14 protein-coding genes are annotated in these 19,736 nt (G+C 55.0%); 8 read left to right on the top strand and 6 right to left on the bottom strand.

Going from position 1 to position 19,736, the window contains the following annotated elements:
• Positions 1-16: 16 nt before the first annotated feature.
• Positions 17-1,258, bottom strand: a complete 1,242-nt coding sequence (gene glyA / locus RID21_RS02620; RefSeq protein ID WP_145183485.1) for a serine hydroxymethyltransferase — start codon at positions 1,256-1,258, stop codon at positions 17-19.
• A 238-nt stretch (positions 1,259-1,496) separates the two neighbouring features.
• On the opposite strand from glyA, the gene RID21_RS02615 reads away from it, so the two are divergent.
• The 5 genes from RID21_RS02615 (at position 1,497) to RID21_RS02595 (ending at position 7,945) form a co-directional block, all read left to right on the top strand.
• Positions 1,497-2,765 (top strand): tetratricopeptide repeat protein, encoded by a 1,269-nt coding sequence (locus RID21_RS02615; protein ID WP_155362863.1) that lies wholly within the window; start codon positions 1,497-1,499, stop codon positions 2,763-2,765.
• Between the two features lie 169 nt (positions 2,766-2,934).
• The gene (locus RID21_RS02610; RefSeq protein ID WP_350187041.1) at positions 2,935-4,113 is read left to right on the top strand and encodes an enolase C-terminal domain-like protein; all 1,179 of its coding nucleotides are present in this window, start codon (positions 2,935-2,937) and stop codon (positions 4,111-4,113) included.
• 69 nt (positions 4,114-4,182) lie between these two features.
• Positions 4,183-5,568 carry an alkaline ceramidase gene (locus tag RID21_RS02605; RefSeq protein ID WP_350187040.1) on the top strand — a complete coding sequence of 462 codons (1,386 nt, stop codon included), beginning with the start codon at positions 4,183-4,185 and terminating at the stop codon, positions 5,566-5,568.
• A 63-nt stretch (positions 5,569-5,631) separates the two neighbouring features.
• On the top strand, positions 5,632-6,546 hold the full coding sequence (locus RID21_RS02600) for a dihydrodipicolinate synthase family protein (RefSeq protein WP_350187039.1): 915 nt from the start codon (positions 5,632-5,634) through the stop codon (positions 6,544-6,546).
• Between the two features lie 28 nt (positions 6,547-6,574).
• Complete coding sequence (locus tag RID21_RS02595) at positions 6,575-7,945, top strand: MFS transporter (RefSeq protein WP_350187038.1); 1,371 nt, start codon at positions 6,575-6,577, stop codon at positions 7,943-7,945.
• A gap of 62 nt (positions 7,946-8,007) precedes the next feature.
• Here the strand turns inward: RID21_RS02595 and RID21_RS02590 are convergent, their stop codons facing one another.
• Together RID21_RS02590 and RID21_RS02585 are read right to left on the bottom strand one after the other, a co-directional pair.
• Entirely contained in the window at positions 8,008-8,175 is a 168-nt protein-coding gene (locus tag RID21_RS02590; protein ID WP_155362858.1) for a hypothetical protein, read from the bottom strand.
• Positions 8,176-8,214: 39 nt separating this feature from the next.
• On the bottom strand, positions 8,215-8,982 hold the full coding sequence (locus RID21_RS02585) for a PIG-L deacetylase family protein (RefSeq protein ID WP_145039822.1): 768 nt from the start codon (positions 8,980-8,982) through the stop codon (positions 8,215-8,217).
• A 214-nt stretch (positions 8,983-9,196) separates the two neighbouring features.
• On the opposite strand from RID21_RS02585, the gene nagB reads away from it, so the two are divergent.
• Both nagB and RID21_RS02575 read left to right on the top strand, forming a co-directional pair.
• Entirely contained in the window at positions 9,197-11,095 is a 1,899-nt protein-coding gene (gene nagB / locus RID21_RS02580; RefSeq protein WP_350187037.1) for a glucosamine-6-phosphate deaminase, read from the top strand.
• A gap of 262 nt (positions 11,096-11,357) precedes the next feature.
• Positions 11,358-12,728 (top strand): TlpA disulfide reductase family protein, encoded by a 1,371-nt coding sequence (locus RID21_RS02575; protein ID WP_350187036.1) that lies wholly within the window; start codon positions 11,358-11,360, stop codon positions 12,726-12,728.
• 86 nt (positions 12,729-12,814) lie between these two features.
• On the opposite strand, the gene RID21_RS02570 is transcribed toward RID21_RS02575, so the two are convergent.
• From RID21_RS02570 to RID21_RS02560, 3 genes are all read right to left on the bottom strand, one after another.
• Positions 12,815-15,058 carry a HEAT repeat domain-containing protein gene (locus RID21_RS02570; protein WP_350187035.1) on the bottom strand — a complete coding sequence of 748 codons (2,244 nt, stop codon included), beginning with the start codon at positions 15,056-15,058 and terminating at the stop codon, positions 12,815-12,817.
• A 417-nt stretch (positions 15,059-15,475) separates the two neighbouring features.
• Complete coding sequence (gene lysA, locus RID21_RS02565) at positions 15,476-16,747, bottom strand: diaminopimelate decarboxylase (protein WP_350187034.1); 1,272 nt, start codon at positions 16,745-16,747, stop codon at positions 15,476-15,478.
• A gap of 90 nt (positions 16,748-16,837) precedes the next feature.
• A complete protein-coding gene (locus tag RID21_RS02560) occupies positions 16,838-17,851 on the bottom strand; it encodes an aspartate-semialdehyde dehydrogenase (RefSeq protein ID WP_350187033.1) in 1,014 nt (337 codons plus the stop codon).
• A 569-nt stretch (positions 17,852-18,420) separates the two neighbouring features.
• Here RID21_RS02560 and purD point away from each other — a divergent pair.
• Positions 18,421-19,701, top strand: a complete 1,281-nt coding sequence (purD, locus tag RID21_RS02555; protein WP_502892603.1) for a phosphoribosylamine--glycine ligase — start codon at positions 18,421-18,423, stop codon at positions 19,699-19,701.
• Positions 19,702-19,736: the final 35 nt, after the last annotated feature.

Below are 19,736 nucleotides of genomic sequence, written 5' to 3'. Positions count from 1 at the left end.
GTCAGAGTTCTGTCTGTTACGCGATGCCGGGCACGGGGAAGTTCTGAGCGAATTCCTCGATTTCCCCTTTGACGGCACTGATGGTCGCTTCGTCTTCGGGGGCGCCGAGGACTTTGAGAATCCAGGCACCGACCTTCTTCATCTCGTCTTCTTTCATGCCGCGCGTGGTGAGTGCGGCGGTCCCGATGCGAATCCCGCTGGGATCGAGGGGCTTGCGCTGATCGTAGGGGATCATGTTTTTGTTGACGGTGATGCCGGCCTTGTCGAGGGCTTCTTCGGCGATTTTACCGGCGAGGCCGATGGCGGTGACGTCGCAGAGCATCAGGTGGTTGTCGGTTCCGCCGGACGCGAGCTTGATGCCGCCAGCCATCAGGGCATCGGCGAGGGTCTTCGCGTTGGCGACGATCTGCCGGGCGTAGGCTTTGAAGTCGTCGGTAGCGGCTTCTTTGAAGCAGACGGCTTTACCGGCGATGACGTGTTCCAGCGGTCCCCCTTGGATGCCCGGGAAGACTTCGCGGTTGAGGTCTTTGGCGTACTTCTTCTTCATGAGGACGAAGCCGGACCGGGGACCACGGAGTGTTTTGTGGGTGGTGGAGGTGACGAAGTCGGCGACTTCAACGGGGTTGTTGTGCACGCCACCAGCAACGAGGCCGGAATAGTGAGCCATGTCGACCATCAGGACGGCTCCAACTTCAGCGGCGATTTCCGCGAACTTGGGGTGATCGATTTCACGGGGGTACGCGGAGGCACCAGCGATGATCATTTTAGGTTTGTGTTCGCGGGCCAGTTTGGCGACCTGATCGTAGTCGATCTGGTGATTGTCTTCCCGTACGCCGTAAGGGACGGGGTTATAAAGATTGCCCGAGAAGTTGAGTTTCATGCCGTGGGTGAGGTGACCGCCGTGTGCGAGGTCCATCGCCAGGAAGGTGTCGCCTGGTTTGAGGACAGTGAAGTAGACGGACATGTTGGCCTGGGAACCGGAGTGCGGCTGGACGTTGGCGTATTCGGCTCCGAAGAGGCTGCAGGCCCGATCGCGGGCGATGTTTTCGATGACGTCGACGTTTTCACAACCGCCGTAGTAACGGCGTCCGGGGAGGCCTTCGGCGTATTTGTTCGTCAGGATCGAGCCGGCTGCTTCCATGATCGAAGCACTGGTGTAATTTTCAGAGGCGATGAGTTCCAGACCGTCTTTCTGACGTTTGGCTTCAGCCTGAATCAGGTTCCAGATTTCGGGGTCATTCGACTCGAGCACGGACATTCCAATCAACTCCCATGGATGTATGGTCAAAATTCGGGGTACAAACAGTACCCTGAGCAGGAAAAAGACTTATTTTGCTCCCTTATAATGAAGGATCGGCCTGAAAGCTACCCAACGGATTCGCGTATCAGTATCCTCAAGGAAAGTTTACCTCCCAGGGGTATGATATTTTGAAACTCGCATCTGATAACCCCCTTTTTTCTCGATATTTATGAAGAAATTCTGTATTACAGAGACTATGGCTGAGACAGAAGAAGAACAACCTGATCAACTGCTGCAGGGCTCGCCGGCGCTACAGGGAGAGCGCGTGGTTTTTACCGGGACGCTCGCCTCCATGACACACCATAAGGCGTGGGAGTTCGTCGAGCAGCACGGCGGTCAGGCGGCCCAGCATGTGAGTCGTCAGACGACGCTGCTGGTGGTGGGTGAAGAAGGCTGGCCGCTGGAAGCCGACGGTTCGCCTTCCGTCAATCTGAGTCAGGCCCAGGAACTGATTCAGGAAGGGACGCCGATTCGGATCATCAAGGAATCGGACTGGCTGGCCCTGATTGAACTCCGCGATCCCGGCGTGAATATGGATCAGCTTTATACGCCCGCGATGCTGACGCAGATGCTGAATATCCCGGTGGGGACCATCCGCAGATGGGAACGCCAGGGACTGATCAAGCCGGTGCGGAAGATTTTCCGACTCCCCTACTTTTCCTTCCAGGAAGTCGCGAGTGTGCGGAGACTGTCTCAACTGCTGGAATCGGGCGTGCATCCGCGGGAACTGGAAGAAAGCCTGCAACACCTGGGGAAGGTCTTCAATGAGATAGATGCCCCGCTCTCGCAGCTGACGCTGCTGTCACAGGACGCACAGCTGCTGCTGAAAGATGAGCGGGGTCTGATCGATCCGAAACAGGGACAGCGGGTGTTCGACTTTGGTACGGAAGAGACCGAAGTTCCCGAACTGGCGGGCGAAGAGGAGTTCGAGGGGACGATTGAGTTCACCGAGCACCTGAAGACGCCCGAGGTGAAAGACCGGAGCGCAGAAGAATGGTTCCAGGAGGGCTGCCAGTACCTGGACGCGGGGGAAGCGAAGCCTGCGATCGAGGCGTTCCGACTGTCACTGCTGGGGCAACCCGATGTGCCGGAAACGCATCTGCATCTGGCCGAGGCGCTGTATCTGAAGGGAAATACGGAGGGCGCGCTCGAGCGATATTACGCGGCGGTGGAATGGGATCACGATTACATCGAAGCGTGGACGCAGCTGGGGTGTCTGCATAACGAGCTGGGCGATCCGGAAGCGGCGCTGCAGGCGTTTGAGATCGCGCTGCAGGTTCACCCCGATTATCCGGATGCGCATCTGCATACCGCGGAAGTTTTGCACCAGTTGAACCGCGTGGAAGAAGCGGTGCCCCACTGGAAGATTTATCTCGAATTCGACGAAATGGGCCCCTGGGCGGATATGGCACGGCAGCGGCTGGAGGAATTCGAAGACGACGATGAGGATCTGACGTTCCCCTGACGCGGCTGCGATAGCGAAACGACAGTACAGACTGGACTTGTCGCTGCTGCGCCGATCGGGAAAATCGTGTCTGGTTCGGGAGTCCTCTGGCTTGCTTCCCGGTCGCCCGCAGAGTATGTTGTTATTTTGACGCCAAAATAAAACTTCTGCAGATGGGAAACCGAACCGGATGAAAATCGAACGCATCGAGACACTGGTGTGTCACGCCCGGATGAGAAACTGGGTGTTTGTGAAAGTGATCACCGATCAGCCTGGACTGTTCGGCTGGGGTGAAGCGACACTGGAGTGGCACACGCGGGGGATCGTGGGGACGATCGAGGATCTGTCCCAGCTGTTGATCGGCGAAGACCCCCGGCGGGTGGAATATCTGTGGCAGATGATGTGGCGCCAGCACTTCTGGCACGGAAGTGGTGTCACGCGGTCGACGGCGATTGCCGGTATCGATCTGGCGCTGTGGGACATCCTGGGGAAGATTCACGGCGTGCCCTGTCATCAGTTGTGGGGCGGCCCGGTGCGGGATTACATCCGGCTATACTGTCATCTGGGTGGCGGCAATATGGAGTCGTTCTACCAGACGTCGACCGACAATGCGGCTCAGTTCGCAGAGCTGGCGCAACAGGCCGTGGCGGACGGGTTCACAGCGTTCAAGTCGATGGCGGTGCCTCCCACGATGCCGATTGAAGGTTTGAAGCCTGTCAAAGCGGCTGATGACTGCGTCGCAGCGATGCGGGAAGCGGTGGGAGACGAGATCGACATCATGGTGGACTGTCATGCCCGCCCTTCACCGGCGATGGGGCTGCAGTTCGCGCAGGCACTGGATCCGTATGGACTGTATTTCTTCGAAGAGCCGTGCTGGCCGGAATCGATCGAGAGCCTGGCGCGGATCAACGCGGCGGTGACGACGCCGATCGCGACGGGAGAGCGTCTGACGCATCTGGCCGCGTTTCGGGATCTGTTTGAAAAACGGGGCTGCGAGATCTGTCAGCTGGACCTGACTCATTGTGGTGGGTTCACGGAAGCACGGCGGATCGCAGCGCTGGCAGACGCGCACCGAATTGCGTTGGCGCCACATAATCCACAGGGGCCGGTGAGTACGGCGGCGTCGCTGGAGTTTGGATTTTCGCAGCCGAGCTACATCATCTGTGAGTCGGTACACGAGGATGTGCCCTGGCGTCATGATGTGGTCGAGGAAGGTTTCGAAATCGATCCTGCGACGCGAACAGTGAAGCCGAACACGAAGCCGGGCCTGGGGATTTCGATCAACGAGGACGAGGTCAAGAAGCATCCGTTCGAACAGGAGACGGTGCAACGGGTCTTCTACCAGGACGGGGCCATCGGCGACTGGTAAGCCGAAGCAGGTCAACACAGCGGACGATTCAAACTGGCAGCAGCGCTCCATCGGAAAGCGGAGGCGAAGATGAGTGAACGAGCTTTAGCAGCGAAAACAGAGGCATTCTTTCGGGGACGGATCGGAGTGGCGACGGTGGACATCACCCCGCCGGTGGGGATCTATGCCCGTAACTGGGGAGCCGCGAAACACGACGTGGCGGACTGGATCCATCGTAAACTGACATTGAACGCACTGGTGCTTTGCGAAACCGATTCCCAGCAGCCGGCCGTGTTTCTGGACGGCGACCTGGGATGGTGGCGTTCGCTGCCGACGTTTCGCCGGTTTCAGTCAAGGTTGCTGGAGGCGCTCAAACTGGATGAGTCGTCGCTGATCTTCGGAGTCACGCACACGCATGCGTCGCCTCCGCTGACGGACCCTGATCCAGATCTGCCGGCGAGCGACATGCTGGCGGAGTTCCTGGAGCAGGTCTACGAAGCGTCGGTCAAGGTCACACTGCAGGCGATGAAAAACGCGACCGAGGCAGTGGTGGAATGGAAGACCGGGCGTTGCGAACTGGCGGGGATGCGAGATCTGCCCGACCCGGATGGGGAGCGATTGATCTGCGGCTGGAATCCGGACGAGCCCGCTGACGATACGCTGGTGGTCGGACGAATCAGCGATCTGGAGGGGGCGTTGCAGGCGGTGATCGTGAATTACGCCTGTCATCCGACGACGCTGGCGTGGGAGAATACGGCGATCTCGCCCGACTATCCGGGAGCGATGCGCGAGACGATTCAGAAGACTTTGGGGGTCCCTGCCCTGTTCATGCAGGGGGCATCGGGAGAGCTCGCGCCGCGGTATCAGTACGTGGGCGATCCTACGGTGGCAGATCGTCACGGGAGACAACTCGCGTATGCGGCGCTGGCAACGCTGGAGAACATGGATCCTCCGGGCACGCGTCTGGCTTACAAGGGAGTGATGGAATCAGGCGCACCGCTGGCGGTTTGGAAGCACGCCCTGGTGACGCCGGTGAGTCTGTTGAAACGGAAGAAAGTCACCGTGGAGATGCAGATCAAAGACTGGCCGACCGCGGACGAACTGGAGCAGCAGCGACAGGCGTGTACGGATCGGGCGCTGGAGGAACGACTGCGACGCAGGCGGAATATTCGTCGCGGGATCGGAGACGGCGATACTTTAGAGCTGCCGATCTGGGTCTGGCGAATGGGGGATACGATATTGGTAGGAAGCCCGACCGAAGCGTATTCGATTCTGCAACGAACGTTGCGAGAGCGGTTTCCCGAGCGGACGATTGTCTGTCTGAACCTGATCAACGGAACGACCGGTTACCTGACGCCGGAGGAACTGTATGACCTGGATCTGTACCAGGTGTGGCAGACGCCGTTTGCCCGGGGCGGGTTGGAAAAGTTGATCGCGGGGATGACCGAGGCGATTGAAGAGATCATCCAGGACTGAGCGGCCGAAAGAGACGCGACCTGAAATTTTGAAACTGACAGACTAAGCAGAAAGAACAGATCCATGGCCGGAATGATTCGAGGAGTGCTGCCGGTACTGCATACGCCGCTCCTGGAGGATGAGACGATCGATCGGGACGCTTTGGCGCGGGAGATCGACTGGTGTTATGAAGTGGGAGCAGACGGTGTCTGTGGGGCGATGGTTTCGGAGGTACTGAGACTGACCTACGAGGAACGCGGGGAACTCACGCGGCTGATGGCAGAATTGTCAAAAGGCCGCGGCGTGGTCGTCTCCAGCGTGGGAGCGGAGAGCACGCGTCAGGCACTGGTCTATGCACGACAGGCTGAAGAGGCGGGCTGCGATGCGGTGATGGCGATCCCCCCGGTGACGACGGCGATTCCTGAAGCGGCGCTGTGGGATTATTTCGCGACGATCGCACGCGAGTGTGCCCTGCCCCTGATTGTACAGGATGCGTCTTCTTACGTTGGGAACGCGATATCCATCGATTTTTATCGTCGACTGCTGGATGAGTTCGGAGCGGAAAAAATCCGGTTCAAGCCGGAAGCGTCTCCCATCGGTCCGAACCTGTCGGCACTCCGCGATGCGACGGAGGGACAGGCACTGATCTATGACGGTTCGGGTGGGATTCTGCTGGTGGACGCGTATCGGCGGGGAATCACAGGGACGATGCCGGGCGTGGACCTGCTGGATGGAATCGTGGCACTGTGGAATGCGCTGCGGGCCGGTGACGACCGGGCGACGTATCGGATTTCGTTTCCGATCAGTGCGCTGGTGGCGCTGCAGTTACAGGCGGGGCTCGATGGATTTCTGGCGATTGAGAAATACCTGCTGGTGAAGCGGGGAATCTTTACTTCGGCGCAGCGCTGCACGCCGCATGCGTGGGATCTGGATGAAGAAACACAAGCGGAAGTGGATCGACTGTTTGATCTATTGATGCAGGCGTTAGCAGACGAGTAAGACACTCCAGCCGAGAGGGACGATCTCTGTGACTGATCAGGACGAGCCGAAACTGACTTCGTATGGAACACCGACGCGTGCCCGCTTTATGGTACTGACACTGTTGTGTCTGGTGGCAGCGGTGGCTTACATCAGCCGGAATGCGATTTCGGTGCCCGCCAAACTGATCCAGGAAGAGCTTGATATCACTCAGACGCAGATGGGCTGGGTGATGAGCGCCTTTTTCTGGAGCTACGCCCTGTCACAGATTCCGAGTGGCTGGGTTGCCCATGTGTGGGGTACGCGACGATCGCTGACCGCGTTTGCCGTCCTGTGGTCAATCGCGACGGCGCTGACCGGGATGGTAACCGGGTTCTGGATGCTGATTGGCGTGCGGTTGATCTTTGGTATTTCGCAGGCGGGAATCTTCCCCTGTTGTGCGAGTACGATTTCGAAGTGGTTACCCCATGCCCGACGCGGTCTGGCCAGTGGTCTGCTGGGCAGTTTCATGTCGATTGGCAGTGCTTTTGGAGCGTTCAGCATCGGTTTACTGCTGGCGGGAATTCATATTGGGGGTATTGATATACCTGGGGTTTCCTGGCGGACGATCATGTATCTCTGCGCGGTGCCGAGTTTTATGTGGGCGGTCGTGTTTTATTACTGGTTCCGTGATCGTCCTGAAGATCATCCAGCGGTGAATCCGGCCGAGTTGCATCTCATTCGCGGGGGCGAGTCGGAGACGCCTGTAGAAGAGAGCAAAGATGTTCCAAAAGAAACACACGCCGAGCCGACACCGTGGGGGCAGATCCTGACCAGCTTTTCGATGTGGATGATCTGTGGTCAGCAGTTTTTCCGGGCGGCGGGGAATATTTTCTATATGACGTGGTTTCCCGTGTATCTGCAGAAGGCGCGGGATATCAGCCTGGCCTCTTCCGGCATCCTGACCAGTCTTCCGCTGCTGACGTTCGTGGTGGGGAACTTTCTGGGGGGAATCGTGGTGGATCTGGTACTGCAACGAACCGGGAGCCGTCGCTGGAGTCGACAGGGAGTTGCGATTGTCGCCATGCTGGGCTGCGGGCTGTGTACGCTGTGTGCCTATTTTGTGAAAGAGATGAATCTGGCGATGACGTTGATTTCGATCAGCATGTTCTTCGCGGGTCTGGGAGGGGCTTGTGGTTACACAGTGACGATCGATAAAGGGGGCCAGCATGTGGCGCCGATCTTCGGGATGATGAATATGATGGGCAACCTGGGAGCCGCCCTACTCCCGGTTGTGGTGGGGTCGATGTTCGATGCGGGTCGGTATGAATCAGTGCTGATTCTGATGGCGGGCATTTATGTGAGTGCCGCGTTGTGCTGGATGCTGCTCAATCCGAACGGAACCGTTTTCAAGGAAAAACGGGAAGCAGCCCAGACGTAAAAAAACTCTGACCGGCAACACCGATCAGAGCGAGTTGGTTTATCTGCGGAGGCATCTGCCAGTCAGTTCTGCAGACTCCAGTAGATGACATAGGCACCGACGAAGATGGTATAGCAGAAGGTGAAGACCATCATCTTGGTGAGAAAACGCCCTGCTTTGGCGTCTTCCGAAGCCATGGTTTCGATTTCTGACTCGGTGTAAGGCAGTTCCTGTTTAGCGGGTTCGTTCATCTTGTCAGCTTTACTGTTGAATGGAATGAGTGAGGTTGGTTATTTACTCTCCAGCAGTTCCTTGAGCAGGTTGCTGTGAGGGTATGGATGGCCGCAGTGTTGTACGAAGGCTTCGCCGTATTTTACACCGATCTGTTCGCCACGGGAAGCGGACCAGCGTTCGGTACCATCAAGGTATTCGTCCAGGCCGTGCTGTTTTCTTAACCAGGCCCGCTGGCTTTCGTGACAGGCCAGCATTTTAATCTTCAGATCAAAGGTTTCGGAAATATCGATGATAAACTGTGGTTCGATCGGGTTTCCAAAATAATCGCAACCTTCGATCGGATCAACGTAATACAGGTGCGGAATTTTTTCTGTGGGCGGAGCAGGCTGAATTTCGTGAGTAGTGTAGTTGGGCGCTGACGCACCAAAACAGGCATCTCGCACGAGACGACTGGTCATTTCGTGATCGCTCATGTAGTCGACTGGTGGAGCCGTTAAGACGATGTCCGGCCGAGCTTTGCGCACTGCTTCGGTAACCCGCCGACGGGATTCGTTGTCGACGATGATCGCGAGGTCCCGAAATTCGAGGCACATGTAGTCTGCCCCCAGCATATCGGCTGCTTTCTGCGCTTCGGCGCGACGGACGTTGGCAATTTCAACCGGTCCCATTTCCGCACTGCCACAATCGCCGGCGGTCATGGTGGCCATGGTAATATGACATCCCAGGTTTTTCAGCCGGGCCAAAGTACCCGCGCACTGGATTTCGATATCGTCTGGATGGGCGTGAATCGCAAGAATTCGCAGAGATTCTGCCTGATTTGCCATGAAAATTTCTTTCTCTCTGTATTTAGGTCTAACAATTGGTAGTGAGCTTTTCGTGGAGATAGTTATAATAAACATTGATTAAAAAAGCACGTATACGGGGCTAGTGTTCGTGTGACTATATTTTTTGAGTTGTCTCGGCTGGCGCGAAGTTTTATCGTGATTTGGCTGGCGACTTGCATCTGGAGTTCTTTTCTTAACGGATCAAAATTGTCTGATGGCCACTGATATCTCACGCTCTGCACGCATTACACCGAAATCCAAATTTGTCAGGCACACGAAAGTCCCCACGCAGATTTTCGAGACCTCTTCCGATCTGGCAAAGTTTGTAGCCTCTGTTGTTGCGGATCTGGTTCGCAAGAAGAATGAACAGAATATTCCAGCGGTCCTGGGGCTACCAACCGGTTCGACTCCGCTGGGCGTCTATCGCGAACTGATTCGGATGCATAACGAAGAAGGCCTGGATTTCTCGAACGTGATCACGTTCAACCTGGATGAATACTGGCCCATGGATCCGGGCTCGATCCACAGCTATCACAAGTTCATGCATGAGAATTTCTTCGACCATGTGAACGTGAAGCCGGAAAATATTCATATCCCCCGTGGTGATATTGCCGCTGAAGACGTAGACATTTTCTGCGAAGAGTATGAGCGTCTGATCGAGAGTTACGGTGGTCTGGACCTGCAGTTATTGGGCATTGGTCGCTCCGGTCACATCGGCTTCAACGAGCCGGGAAGCGCGCGAAACAGTCTGACGCGACTGGTCAACCTCGATCCAATTACCCGTCGTGACGCAGCCAGCGGTTTCTTTGGCGAAGACAACGTGCCCCATCATGCGATTACGATGGGGGTCGGAAGTATTCTCTCGGCCAAGAAGATTATCATCATGGCGCTGGGGGAACATAAGGCGCCGGTGGTCAAGCGGGCCGCGGAAATGGAAGTCACTGATGAGGTTTCCGCCAGCTTCCTGCAAACCCATGCGAATTCTCTATTCGCGGTCGATAGTGCCGCAGCTGCCGAATTGACTGCGGTGAAAACCCCCTGGATCGTCGGAAACATTGAATGGAACTCCCAATTGGAGAAGAAAGCCGTCATTTGGCTCTCCAACGAAGTTGGCAAGCCTCTTCTGAAGCTGGAAACTGACGATTTCCTGCACAATCACCTGCACCAGTTGATTCACAAGTATGGATCCGTCGCACAAATTCGTCAGCGGGTATTTGACGGACTCCTGGAAGGCATCTGCACCCGTCCTGCGGGAACCGACCCGCAGCGGGTCATCGTCTTCAGCCCTCATCCGGATGATGATGTAATTTCGATGGGCGGGACTCTGATCACGCTGGCTGAACAGGGGCATGAAGTTTACATCGCCTACATGACCAGTGGAAATATCGCTGTATTCGATCACGATGCCTTGCGACATCTGGATTTCGTGCATGAATTTCACAAACTGTTCCATGCCGACGACACCAAAGTTCTGTCCCACATCGAAGCCTTGAAAGAGAGCATTGCCAGCAAGAATGCGGGTGATTTGGACAATGCCGAGATGCTGGGAATCAAAGGGCTGATCCGCAAAACAGAAGCGACTGCGGGAGCCCAGGCAGCGGGAGTGCCGGAAGAACATCTGCGGTTCCTGGATCTTCCCTTCTACAACACGGGACAGGTTTCGAAGAAGCCGATTGGCGAAGATGACATCGCGATCGTCGCCGATCTGTTGCGAGAGGTACAGCCGCATCAGATTTATGTAGCCGGTGACCTGTCCGATCCGCATGGTACGCACCGCGTCTGTGCCGAAGCGGTGATCAATGCGGTGGATGTGGTCAAGTCTGAGGAGATCACTCCCGAATTCTGGATGTACCGTGGTGCCTGGGAAGAGTACGAACCGCACGAAATTGAGCGGGCTGTTCCTCTGAGCCCTGAAGTGGTGTTGCGAAAGCGGGAAGCGATCTTCAAGCATGAGTCGCAGAAGGACAGTGCTTTTTACCCGGGAAGCGATAAACGTGAATTCTGGGTGCGTGCCGAGGACCGAACCCGAAATACTGCCAAGATTTACAATCAGCTGGGCCTGCCCGAATACTTTGCGATTGAAGCATTCAAGCAGTATCATGGTGAGCTCTAAGGCAGTCTGCGCAGGAAGGCGAGTTTGACAGCTGCTCTGTGGAAATGGGTTGCTGACAGGAAACCTGCTTTAAAACGGACGCGGATTGTAATTTTTTCCAGCTTCGTCTTGCCTTCAAAGTGGATTTTGTCGTAAAACACGCCCCATTCAGTGTTTTGACTTTCGATAATGCCGAGGGAACGGCTCAGTTCTGAATCCGAAATACCCCCGTCCCCGGTTCGACAGATACTACCGACTCTCAAAGGAAGGAGAGCCCCAGATCATGAGGCATCGACACGGTATCATGATGATAGCAGCGGGCCTGTTATCGCTGACTCAATTCGGTTGTGGTGGCGGAGAATCCCCTGCTCCACAGACGGCGGACAATAAACTGGACGGCAAGCTGGAAGCGGCCCCCGCCGATGCGAAGCCTCTCCAGAAAACGCCGAGTGCCAAAATTACTCAGGTTTCACAAACCGGTCCTGCACTCAAGCCAAATGCGAACGCAATTCAGACGGCAGGCCTGGAACGTGATAAACGCGATATGGATGATCTGGACGGTGACGATGAATCACTGGCCGATGAGGAAGTCAAGATTTCCGAGCTGAAGGAAGGTTCGGCCGAATGGAACGTACGCGAGATCACGCGTCTGCGTGTACTGGCCCTTCCTAAAACTGATAACGTTGAAGAACTGAAGCAGGCCCGTGCTGCCCGCAATCAGAAAATCATTCAACTGGCGATGGAAGCTGTAAAGCAGACACACGCTGACAAAGAAAAACAGCGGTTGTTTACCGTCTGTATCCGTCATCTGCTGGATGCTCATTTACAGATGGCATTGCAGGGAGATCAGGAAAGTATCGACGCTCTGTACGATCATTCCGAGTCTCTTTATAAACGCGATCCGAATTCTCCTTCCGCTGCGGAAGCTGGCTTCACTGTCGCGAAATTTGCGAATACCAGTGCACAGCGTTTTGCTCAGCAGGACCCGCGCTGGATTGAAGAGTTCGTCAAACAGGCTCGTCTGTTCGCCACGCGTTTTCCCCAGGAAAATATCCGGGCACCACAGATGTTGCAGGCCGCTGCAGAAACCTGTCAGCTGTACGGTTTGAATCAGTCAGCCCTGGACTGCTGTCTCGATCTGGAAACTAAGTTTCCCAAAAGTAATGAGACCGCACAGGTCGCTGGACTGTCTCGTCGTCTGAAGCTGAAAGGACAACCGATTCAGCTGGCCGGAGAGACCATTGAAGGTGGTTATGTCTCCATCGACGATTATAAAGGGAGCGTGGTGCTGGTTGTCTTCTGGGCGACAACTGCCAAACCCTTTATTGAGCAGCTGCCTGAGATTCAGGCTCTCTCCAAGAAGTACCGCAAATACGGTTTTGAAATCGTAGGCGTCAACCTGGACCTGGAAGAACCAGCCATCGATGCTTTCCAGGAGAAGTCACCACTCGACTGGCGTCAGATCTTCTACTCAGCTCGTGACAAGCGGGGCTGGAACAACCCGGCCGCACTTCATTACGGCGTACGTAGCGTGCCGATGATGATGCTCGTGGATCACACAGGGGTTACCGAAGTGGTTACTTCCGATGTGAAGCAGCTGGAGGAACCTGTGCGATCACTGCTGCGAAAGAAAACTCAGGCGAGTGCCCAGTAGCGTCTTTCAAGCTTATTAAAAAATCAAAACTCCGCAGGCTCGTTAAAGTCTGCGGAGTTTTTTTATGGATGTTTCAAAAGCCCCACTTAAGGCAGTGCACCAGCTGGCTGGAACTTCTGAAGCCGTTCGCCGACCACTTTGCTGTCCGGCATGAGGGTTCCCATCACGGAAGCCAGTGCAGTATTCAACTTGGGATCTTTGGCTGCCTGATAGGCTTTCTGCAGTGCCGAGATCTGCATGGTATCGATCATCAGTCCAAACTTCTGGATATGGAACGCCAGCTGTAAGGCAGCGATTTCACGTACATCAGCCTCATAGGTCGGAGTCGTAATGACCTGAACGAGGTCCTCCTGAGCAGTGCGGGTTGGAATCCCACCCAGGGTGATCAGGGCGTTCGATGCCAGGCTGCGGTCGGAAACCAGGTCCAGTAGAGGTTGCTCTGCCTGTTTCAGATCATAGATATTCGTTCGCTGACTGGAAGCGATATGCGAAAGCCAGTACAAGGCTGCTGCCCGGTATTCGGAACGAAGTTCGCCGGTAAGTTCAGGAGTTTTCAGTCCCTCCAGAAACGGCTTGAGTTGCGATCCGATGTCGTCTGTGTTTTCTGATTCGACCATATACTTGACCAGCGGATAGTACCGCGTCGAGTATTCAATCTTATTCTGTAGACGCAGTGGGCCATAGATGATGATTGGGATATTTGCGGTCCGGGAATCGGCTCTCAAGTTGGCGATGGTTTGAGAGAGTCCCCAGCGTGCAATGTTATGTTCCAGCGCGATGAATTCGACATCCATACGATCGGTGGCGGCTTTGAAACCGGCCATGCCTGTTTGGACCGGCGTGGTTTCATATCCCAGTTCGTGGAACACACCCGCCATGGTCTGTCCCCGGGGAATGCTGCTGTCGACCACGATCGCAGCCTGTGTCCCCTCGCCCCGCAGAGCGCGGGTCAGGATGCTGATCACGCGGTTGGCGCCTGGAAAGGGTTTTGCCGGGTCAAGCTGCAGAATCGCTGCAGCGGCGGCGAACTGTACCCGTCGATCGGGGTAATTCAGGGCGGCGATCAGAGACGAGTGCTTGTCGAGCTGTTCGTGCAGCAGTGTGCGCGAACCGATCTGCCCCAGCGCCTTGAGGGCGGCGAGAGCACTGGGAGTATGCCCCTGTTTCATCGCCAGGGCCAGCACACGGCTGACTGCAGAGGGACCAGAAAGCAGGGCCAGGTTGAAGGTCGTGCCGGGGCCTTCGGGTAATGGCTGATTCCAGCCAACCTGGTATGCTTCAAGGGCGAGCGCCATTGCCAGATAGAGTGTTTGTACGTCTTGTTTGTCCGGAGACATTTCCAGAGCTTCTTTGGCCAGTCGGAGTCCTTCAATCAGGTTGACTTCCTGGGCGGGGAGTTCCTTCTTGACAACCGTTTGAGCCGCATTGTCCCAGACCCAGATGGACTGAGTTTCTGATTTCGCTTCATGTTTCTGGTACAGGTTGAGGGCCGCATTTTTCAGTACAAGCTGCGCTTCATGGCGATTCAGCTCATAGGTCTTGCGGGGGTTTTTACCCAGGATCTTGGCCAGTGCCAAGCGGGCAGCCACTTGAACGTTTTGTGGCTGGCTCTGGGAAAATGCGGGATTCCAGAGGTAGAGAGCATCAGCCGGTCGGGCGAGATCGCCGAGAACGTCTGCTGCGATTTTACGAATTTTCTCCTGCGGTGCCCGCAGGGCAGCGATCAGTGGCGGAACAACAGGATCACCGAGTTGTGTCAGGGCGAATGTCAGTTCGTCATTTCGTGCCGGGTCTTCGCTCTGGCTCAGTTGTTTGAGGATCGGAGGGGCGACAATCTCGCCTGCCGATTTGAGCTGAATGATGGCAATGTCTCGTTCCGTAGGTGTTCCCGAAAGTGCATCGATCAGGGAGTTAATCCGGGAGGGATCTGTGGCATACGCCCGGAAGGCGGATTCCATTTTCTTCAATAGGGTGATCGACTCGGGTTGCAGTTTCTTGTTATTAGCCAGGCGGAGGAAAGCAGCGGGACCGTACTTGTCACGGAGCTTCAGGATCAGTTCATCGTCTGGATTGCCTTTCAGCAACTGGTCCAGATACGCTTTGGCGGAAGCCGCATGCCCCAGGTCTGTCAGCTGGACCACAGCCTGCATCAGCTGTTCGGGGGTCTCAGGCTTGGAGAGCAGCAGATCATCGGCAGTCAGGCCGGTAGCCGTTGTTGTTTCAGGAGTTGTGGCCGGTGGTGGTTCTTGAGACCAGACGGAAGAAGGCGTACTCAAAGCGCAGAGAAATACCAGAGCAATTAATGCCAGGATCCGGTTATTTAAAGACATTCAGTCGACTCCGTGTCGTCGTGGTTGTCGGCTATTCATGGCGGCTATCGAGACAGAGCCTGAGCAGGCACTGTCGGACTGATAGATAGAATATCTCTCAGCGAGATGATAGTAACAGTTTTAATATACTATTCTTATCACCTTACCCAAAACAACATAATTCAATTATTTCAATAGACTCTTCACAGAAATCTGTTGTCTGGTATTCGTATGGACATATTCTCCACGGCAGCTTCTGTATCAAGTATCATCGTTTCTAACGGCGATAACGGTTCAATCGAAGGAAGCGGAGCTACCCTGCTTTCCTGCTCTCAGCGCAGCAAAGCAGGCATGAACCCGATAACTGTTATAACCTGACCACCGGAATCTGGTCTTCTGAACAGATTGGGAAGTTGAGTCGAGGAGCCGCGTTGAAGCTTAAGCCTGCTCGAGTGCGATCAGCTCTTCGTAGGTTTCGCGACGGCGAATGACCTGATACTCGCTGCCATCCACCAGAATTTCTGCACTACGGGGGCGGGCGTTGTAGTTGCTGCTCATCACAGAACCATAGGCACCCGCACTAAACATGCAGAGATAGTCGCCCCGTTCCATGTGAGGCAGATAGCGGTCCTTGGCGAAATAATCGCAGGACTCGCAAACTGGACCCACGACGTCTGCAGGCTCGCAGCCTGCGATTTCCCCTTCACAGTCAAAGGGCATGGGGACCTTGGGTTTGACGGGCCAGACGCGATGATAGGAATCGTACATCGCGGGACGGACGAGATCGGTCATGCCGCCATCCTGGATATAGAACAGCTTGCCCCCTTCCCGTTTGGTGAAGACGATCTGGCTGACCAGGATGCCTGAGTTTCCGGCGATGAAACGTCCGGGTTCCAGAGCCAGACGACAGCCGATCTCCTTGATTGTAGGAACGATCACGTCGGCATAAGTCTGTGCGGAGGGGCCTTCATCCGTTTTGTAGCTGATCCCAAAACCACCACCCAGATTCATCCAGTTGGTGTTATGGCCTTTATCTCGCAGCTGCTGAATGACTTCAGCTCCCTTTTTAACCGCTTTGGCATACGGATCGGTCGAAAGGATCGGCGAACCAAGGTGCATATGGATGCCGGTCAGCTCGAGACGATCATCTTTGAGAACCTTATCTGCCAGTTCGGTGGCCCGTTCGATGTCCATACCGAACTTGTTGCCCTTTTTACCGGTCGTGGTTTTGTGGTGTGTTTTCGCATCGATATCCGGGTTGAGACGCAGTGCGACCCGACCGACGCAGCCCAACTCTCCCGCGATGGCAGCGATCGCGTCCAGTTCGGCTTCACTCTCAACGTCGAACATCAGAATGTCGGCCTGGAGCGCCTGGCGGATTTCTTCGTCCGTCTTACCAACTCCCGCGAAGACCACACGTGTGGTGTCTGCACCAGCCTGTTTTACTCGGAACAGTTCTCCACCGGAAACGACGTCGAAACTACTGCCGGCGTCGTTCATGGTCTTGAGAATGCTCAGGTTGCCATTCGCTTTGACCGAGTAGCAGATGACCGGATCGACTTCGGCGAACGCATCCTGAATCTCTTTTAACCGTCCCAGGAAAGCTGATTTGGAGTAGATCCAGAGCGGAGTTCCAAATTCTTCTGCCAGTTGGGCAACAGGGACATTTTCACAGAACAGTTCATCGTTTTGGTAATGAAAGGCGGTCATTGCGTAACTTTCACGAGGCTAAAATCATCGTTAACAGAAAGAAAATCAACGCGCGAAGCAGCGAAGACGAAACAGGTGGCGAAAGCCTGCTTAGGTGCAGGCTTTGTGTTTCGCCAGCAGTTCTGCGATTTGAACCGCATTGGTGGCGGCCCCTTTACGCAGGTTATCGCTGACGCACCAGAATGAGAGCCCGTTCGGATTCGAAATATCACGGCGGATCCGTCCGATAAAGACTTCATCGCTTCCATCACAGTTCGAGGGGAGCGGGTATTCCAGTTTCTGCAGGTCGTCTACTACGGTGATTCCGGGGAATTCAGAGAAGAGCTTGCGGGCTTCTTCTGGTGAAATCGGGCGTTCGGTTTCGACCGTAATGGTTTCGCTGTGACAGTTGGCAACGGGAATCCGGACACAGGTTGGATTGACCTGGATGGATTCATCACCAAGGATTTTACGGGTTTCGTACACCATCTTCATTTCTTCGCTGGTGTATCCGTCTTCCTTTTCGCTACCGATCTGAGGGATCGCATTAAAGGCGATCGGGTGAGGAAATACCTGATAGTCGTAGTCTTTCTCGTCCAGATAGGCTCGTGAACCTTCCAGTAGATCGCTGGTGCCGGCAACCCCTGCTCCACTGGTTGCCTGGTAAGTGCTGACGATTACCCGTTTCACAGGAGAAGCATCGTGCAGCGGCTTCAGGGCCATGACCATCTGAGTGGTCGAACAGTTAGGGCTGGCGATAATGCCTTTTGCTTCCAGGGCGGCTTCGGGATTGATTTCCGGAACGACAAGTGCCACTTCCGGCTTCATCCGCCAGTAACCCGATTCATCGATGACGATCGCGCCGGCTTCGACTGCAGCGGGCAGAAATTCGGCGGCAACATCATCCGGAGTAGACGCGATGACCAGCTCGACTCCCTTAAAAGAATCTTTGGTCAGTTCTTCCAGAGTGTATGTTTTTCCCTGAAATTCGAGTGTTTTGCCTGCGGAGCGGGCCGAAGCCAGAAATCGAAATTGTTTCGCCTGGAAGTTCCGATCTTCCAGCAGTTTCCGCATGATGTGCCCGACGGCACCGGTGGCACCAATGATGGCGACAGTATCAAACACTTTAATCTCCAGAGAATAAAAAGGTTAAAAGTCTTTTTGCTGATTCACTTTAAGTCAATACTCAGCAGGAATCGTACGATAAGAGTAATTTCAGCTTGCGTACGTTATACCATGACTCCCTCAGCTGTGACAGGCAGCAGGTTGCGTGGGTTCATCGACCGTTGATCGGTTGAAGCCCGCAACAGGGAATCTGTTTCGGATGGACCATTATAGAGACTGAAGGGGCATTCGTCCAACGGCTGGCTGAGTACACATAGTAGAGAAACGGTTTCTGAAGAAAGTTAATGCGGAATGGAATTGGATTCTCAGTCCTCTTCTTGAAGAAATGCAGCTTTTTAGGAGCAAAATCTAAATTTGGGGAAGCGATGCTACTAGGGGCAAAACAGTGCTGATATACTCCACTGCTGTTAAAACCCTCATTTTGAGCGCATCTTGACAATGGCACCAGAGTCATCATCTCATCTTTGAGAGGTGGACTTGAGGATCCCGGGATGCGACTTTCAGCAGGAAACAGTCGGAGCAGGACTGGAGCCCTGATTATTTTTTAGACGTTGAATAACAAGCAGGTATTGAGAACGATGAAAGTGTTAGTGGTTGGTCAGGGTGGTCGGGAACATGCTCTGGTCTGGAAACTGGCTCAGTCCGAATCCGTCTCCCAGGTCTTTTGTGCTCCGGGTAATGCTGGCACCTGTCTGGATGGAACGAATGTGGATATCAGTGTTTCGGATATCCCCCGTATGGTCGCGTTTGCAAAAGAAGAAGCCATCGACCTGGCGATTATCGGCCCCGAAGTGCCACTGGTCGCAGGTCTGGCAGATGCCCTGCGGAAGGAAGGCATTCCGGTGTTTGGTCCTTCCAAGGCGGCTGCAGAGCTGGAAGGCAGTAAATCGTTCGCCAAGCAGATGATGTGGAAGGCGAATGTTCCCACAGCGAAATCAGAAACATTCAATAACTTTGAGGCGGCCGAGGCCTTTGTTGAAGACCGCGAAGAACAGCCGCTGGTGATTAAGGCAGACGGTCTGGCTGCGGGCAAAGGTGTGCTGATCTGTGACACAAAACAGGAAGCACTGGGTGCCATCAGGTCGCTGATGAAAATCAGAGAGTTCGGCGATGCAGGCAAAACCGTCATCATCGAAGAGAAACTGATTGGCCAGGAAGTCAGTATTCTGGCAATCGTCAGCGGTTCGACGATTATTCCCCTTGAAACTTCTCAGGATCACAAAGCAGCCTACGATGGAGACAAAGGCCCCAATACGGGAGGCATGGGAGCTTACAGCCCTGCACCACTGGTTACTGATTCATTGATGAGCGAGATCATCGAAAAGATTCTGGTGCCGATGGTCAACGTCATGAAAATTGAAGATCGTCCCTTTAACGGGATTCTCTACGCCGGTCTGATGATCACCAACCAGGGACCGAAGGTGCTGGAATTCAACGTGCGATTTGGTGATCCCGAAGCACAGCCGGTTCTGATGCGGCTCAAGACCGATCTGGGAGAACTCCTGCTCGCAGCCGCGGAAGAGCGTCTGGACGATATCGAGCCACTGGAGTGGGACGAACGTCCAACCGTTTGTGTGGTGATGGCCGCTGAAGGTTATCCCGGCGATTACCAAAAAGGGAAAGTCATTCGCGGCCTGGATGAAGCGGCAGCATTGGCAGATACGAAAGTCTTTCATGCAGGGACAACCATGCAGGATGAGCAGGTTGTCACCGATGGCGGGCGTGTGTTGGGAGTCACCGCGATTGGTGATTCGATCAGCGATGCCAAGTTGAAAGCCTACCAGGCTGTGAAGTGCATCCGCTGGGATGGTGCCTGGTGCCGCAAGGATATTTCCGACAAGGCTCGCTGAGTCCTGTTGTTCATCTGAAGGAAAGCGCAACCGAC

Origin of the sequence: Gimesia sp., from assembly GCF_040219335.1 — a bacterium.
Classification (GTDB): Bacteria; Planctomycetota; Planctomycetia; order Planctomycetales; family Planctomycetaceae; genus Gimesia.
Note: the sequence above shows the minus strand (reverse complement) of the source record. Positions and strands in the feature narration are given on the sequence as shown.

Coding starts and splice junctions, on each gene's coding strand:
- glyA (WP_145183485.1), bottom strand. CDS start 1,258: ATGTCCGTGCTCGAGTCGAATGACCCCGAAATCTGGAACCTGATTCAG.
- RID21_RS02615 (WP_155362863.1), top strand. CDS start 1,497: ATGGCTGAGACAGAAGAAGAACAACCTGATCAACTGCTGCAGGGCTCG.
- RID21_RS02610 (WP_350187041.1), top strand. CDS start 2,935: ATGAAAATCGAACGCATCGAGACACTGGTGTGTCACGCCCGGATGAGA.
- RID21_RS02605 (WP_350187040.1), top strand. CDS start 4,183: ATGAGTGAACGAGCTTTAGCAGCGAAAACAGAGGCATTCTTTCGGGGA.
- RID21_RS02600 (WP_350187039.1), top strand. CDS start 5,632: ATGGCCGGAATGATTCGAGGAGTGCTGCCGGTACTGCATACGCCGCTC.
- RID21_RS02590 (WP_155362858.1), bottom strand. CDS start 8,175: ATGAACGAACCCGCTAAACAGGAACTGCCTTACACCGAGTCAGAAATC.
- RID21_RS02585 (WP_145039822.1), bottom strand. CDS start 8,982: ATGGCAAATCAGGCAGAATCTCTGCGAATTCTTGCGATTCACGCCCAT.
- nagB (WP_350187037.1), top strand. CDS start 9,197: ATGGCCACTGATATCTCACGCTCTGCACGCATTACACCGAAATCCAAA.
- RID21_RS02575 (WP_350187036.1), top strand. CDS start 11,358: ATGAGGCATCGACACGGTATCATGATGATAGCAGCGGGCCTGTTATCG.
- RID21_RS02570 (WP_350187035.1), bottom strand. CDS start 15,058: ATGTCTTTAAATAACCGGATCCTGGCATTAATTGCTCTGGTATTTCTC.
- lysA (WP_350187034.1), bottom strand. CDS start 16,747: ATGACCGCCTTTCATTACCAAAACGATGAACTGTTCTGTGAAAATGTC.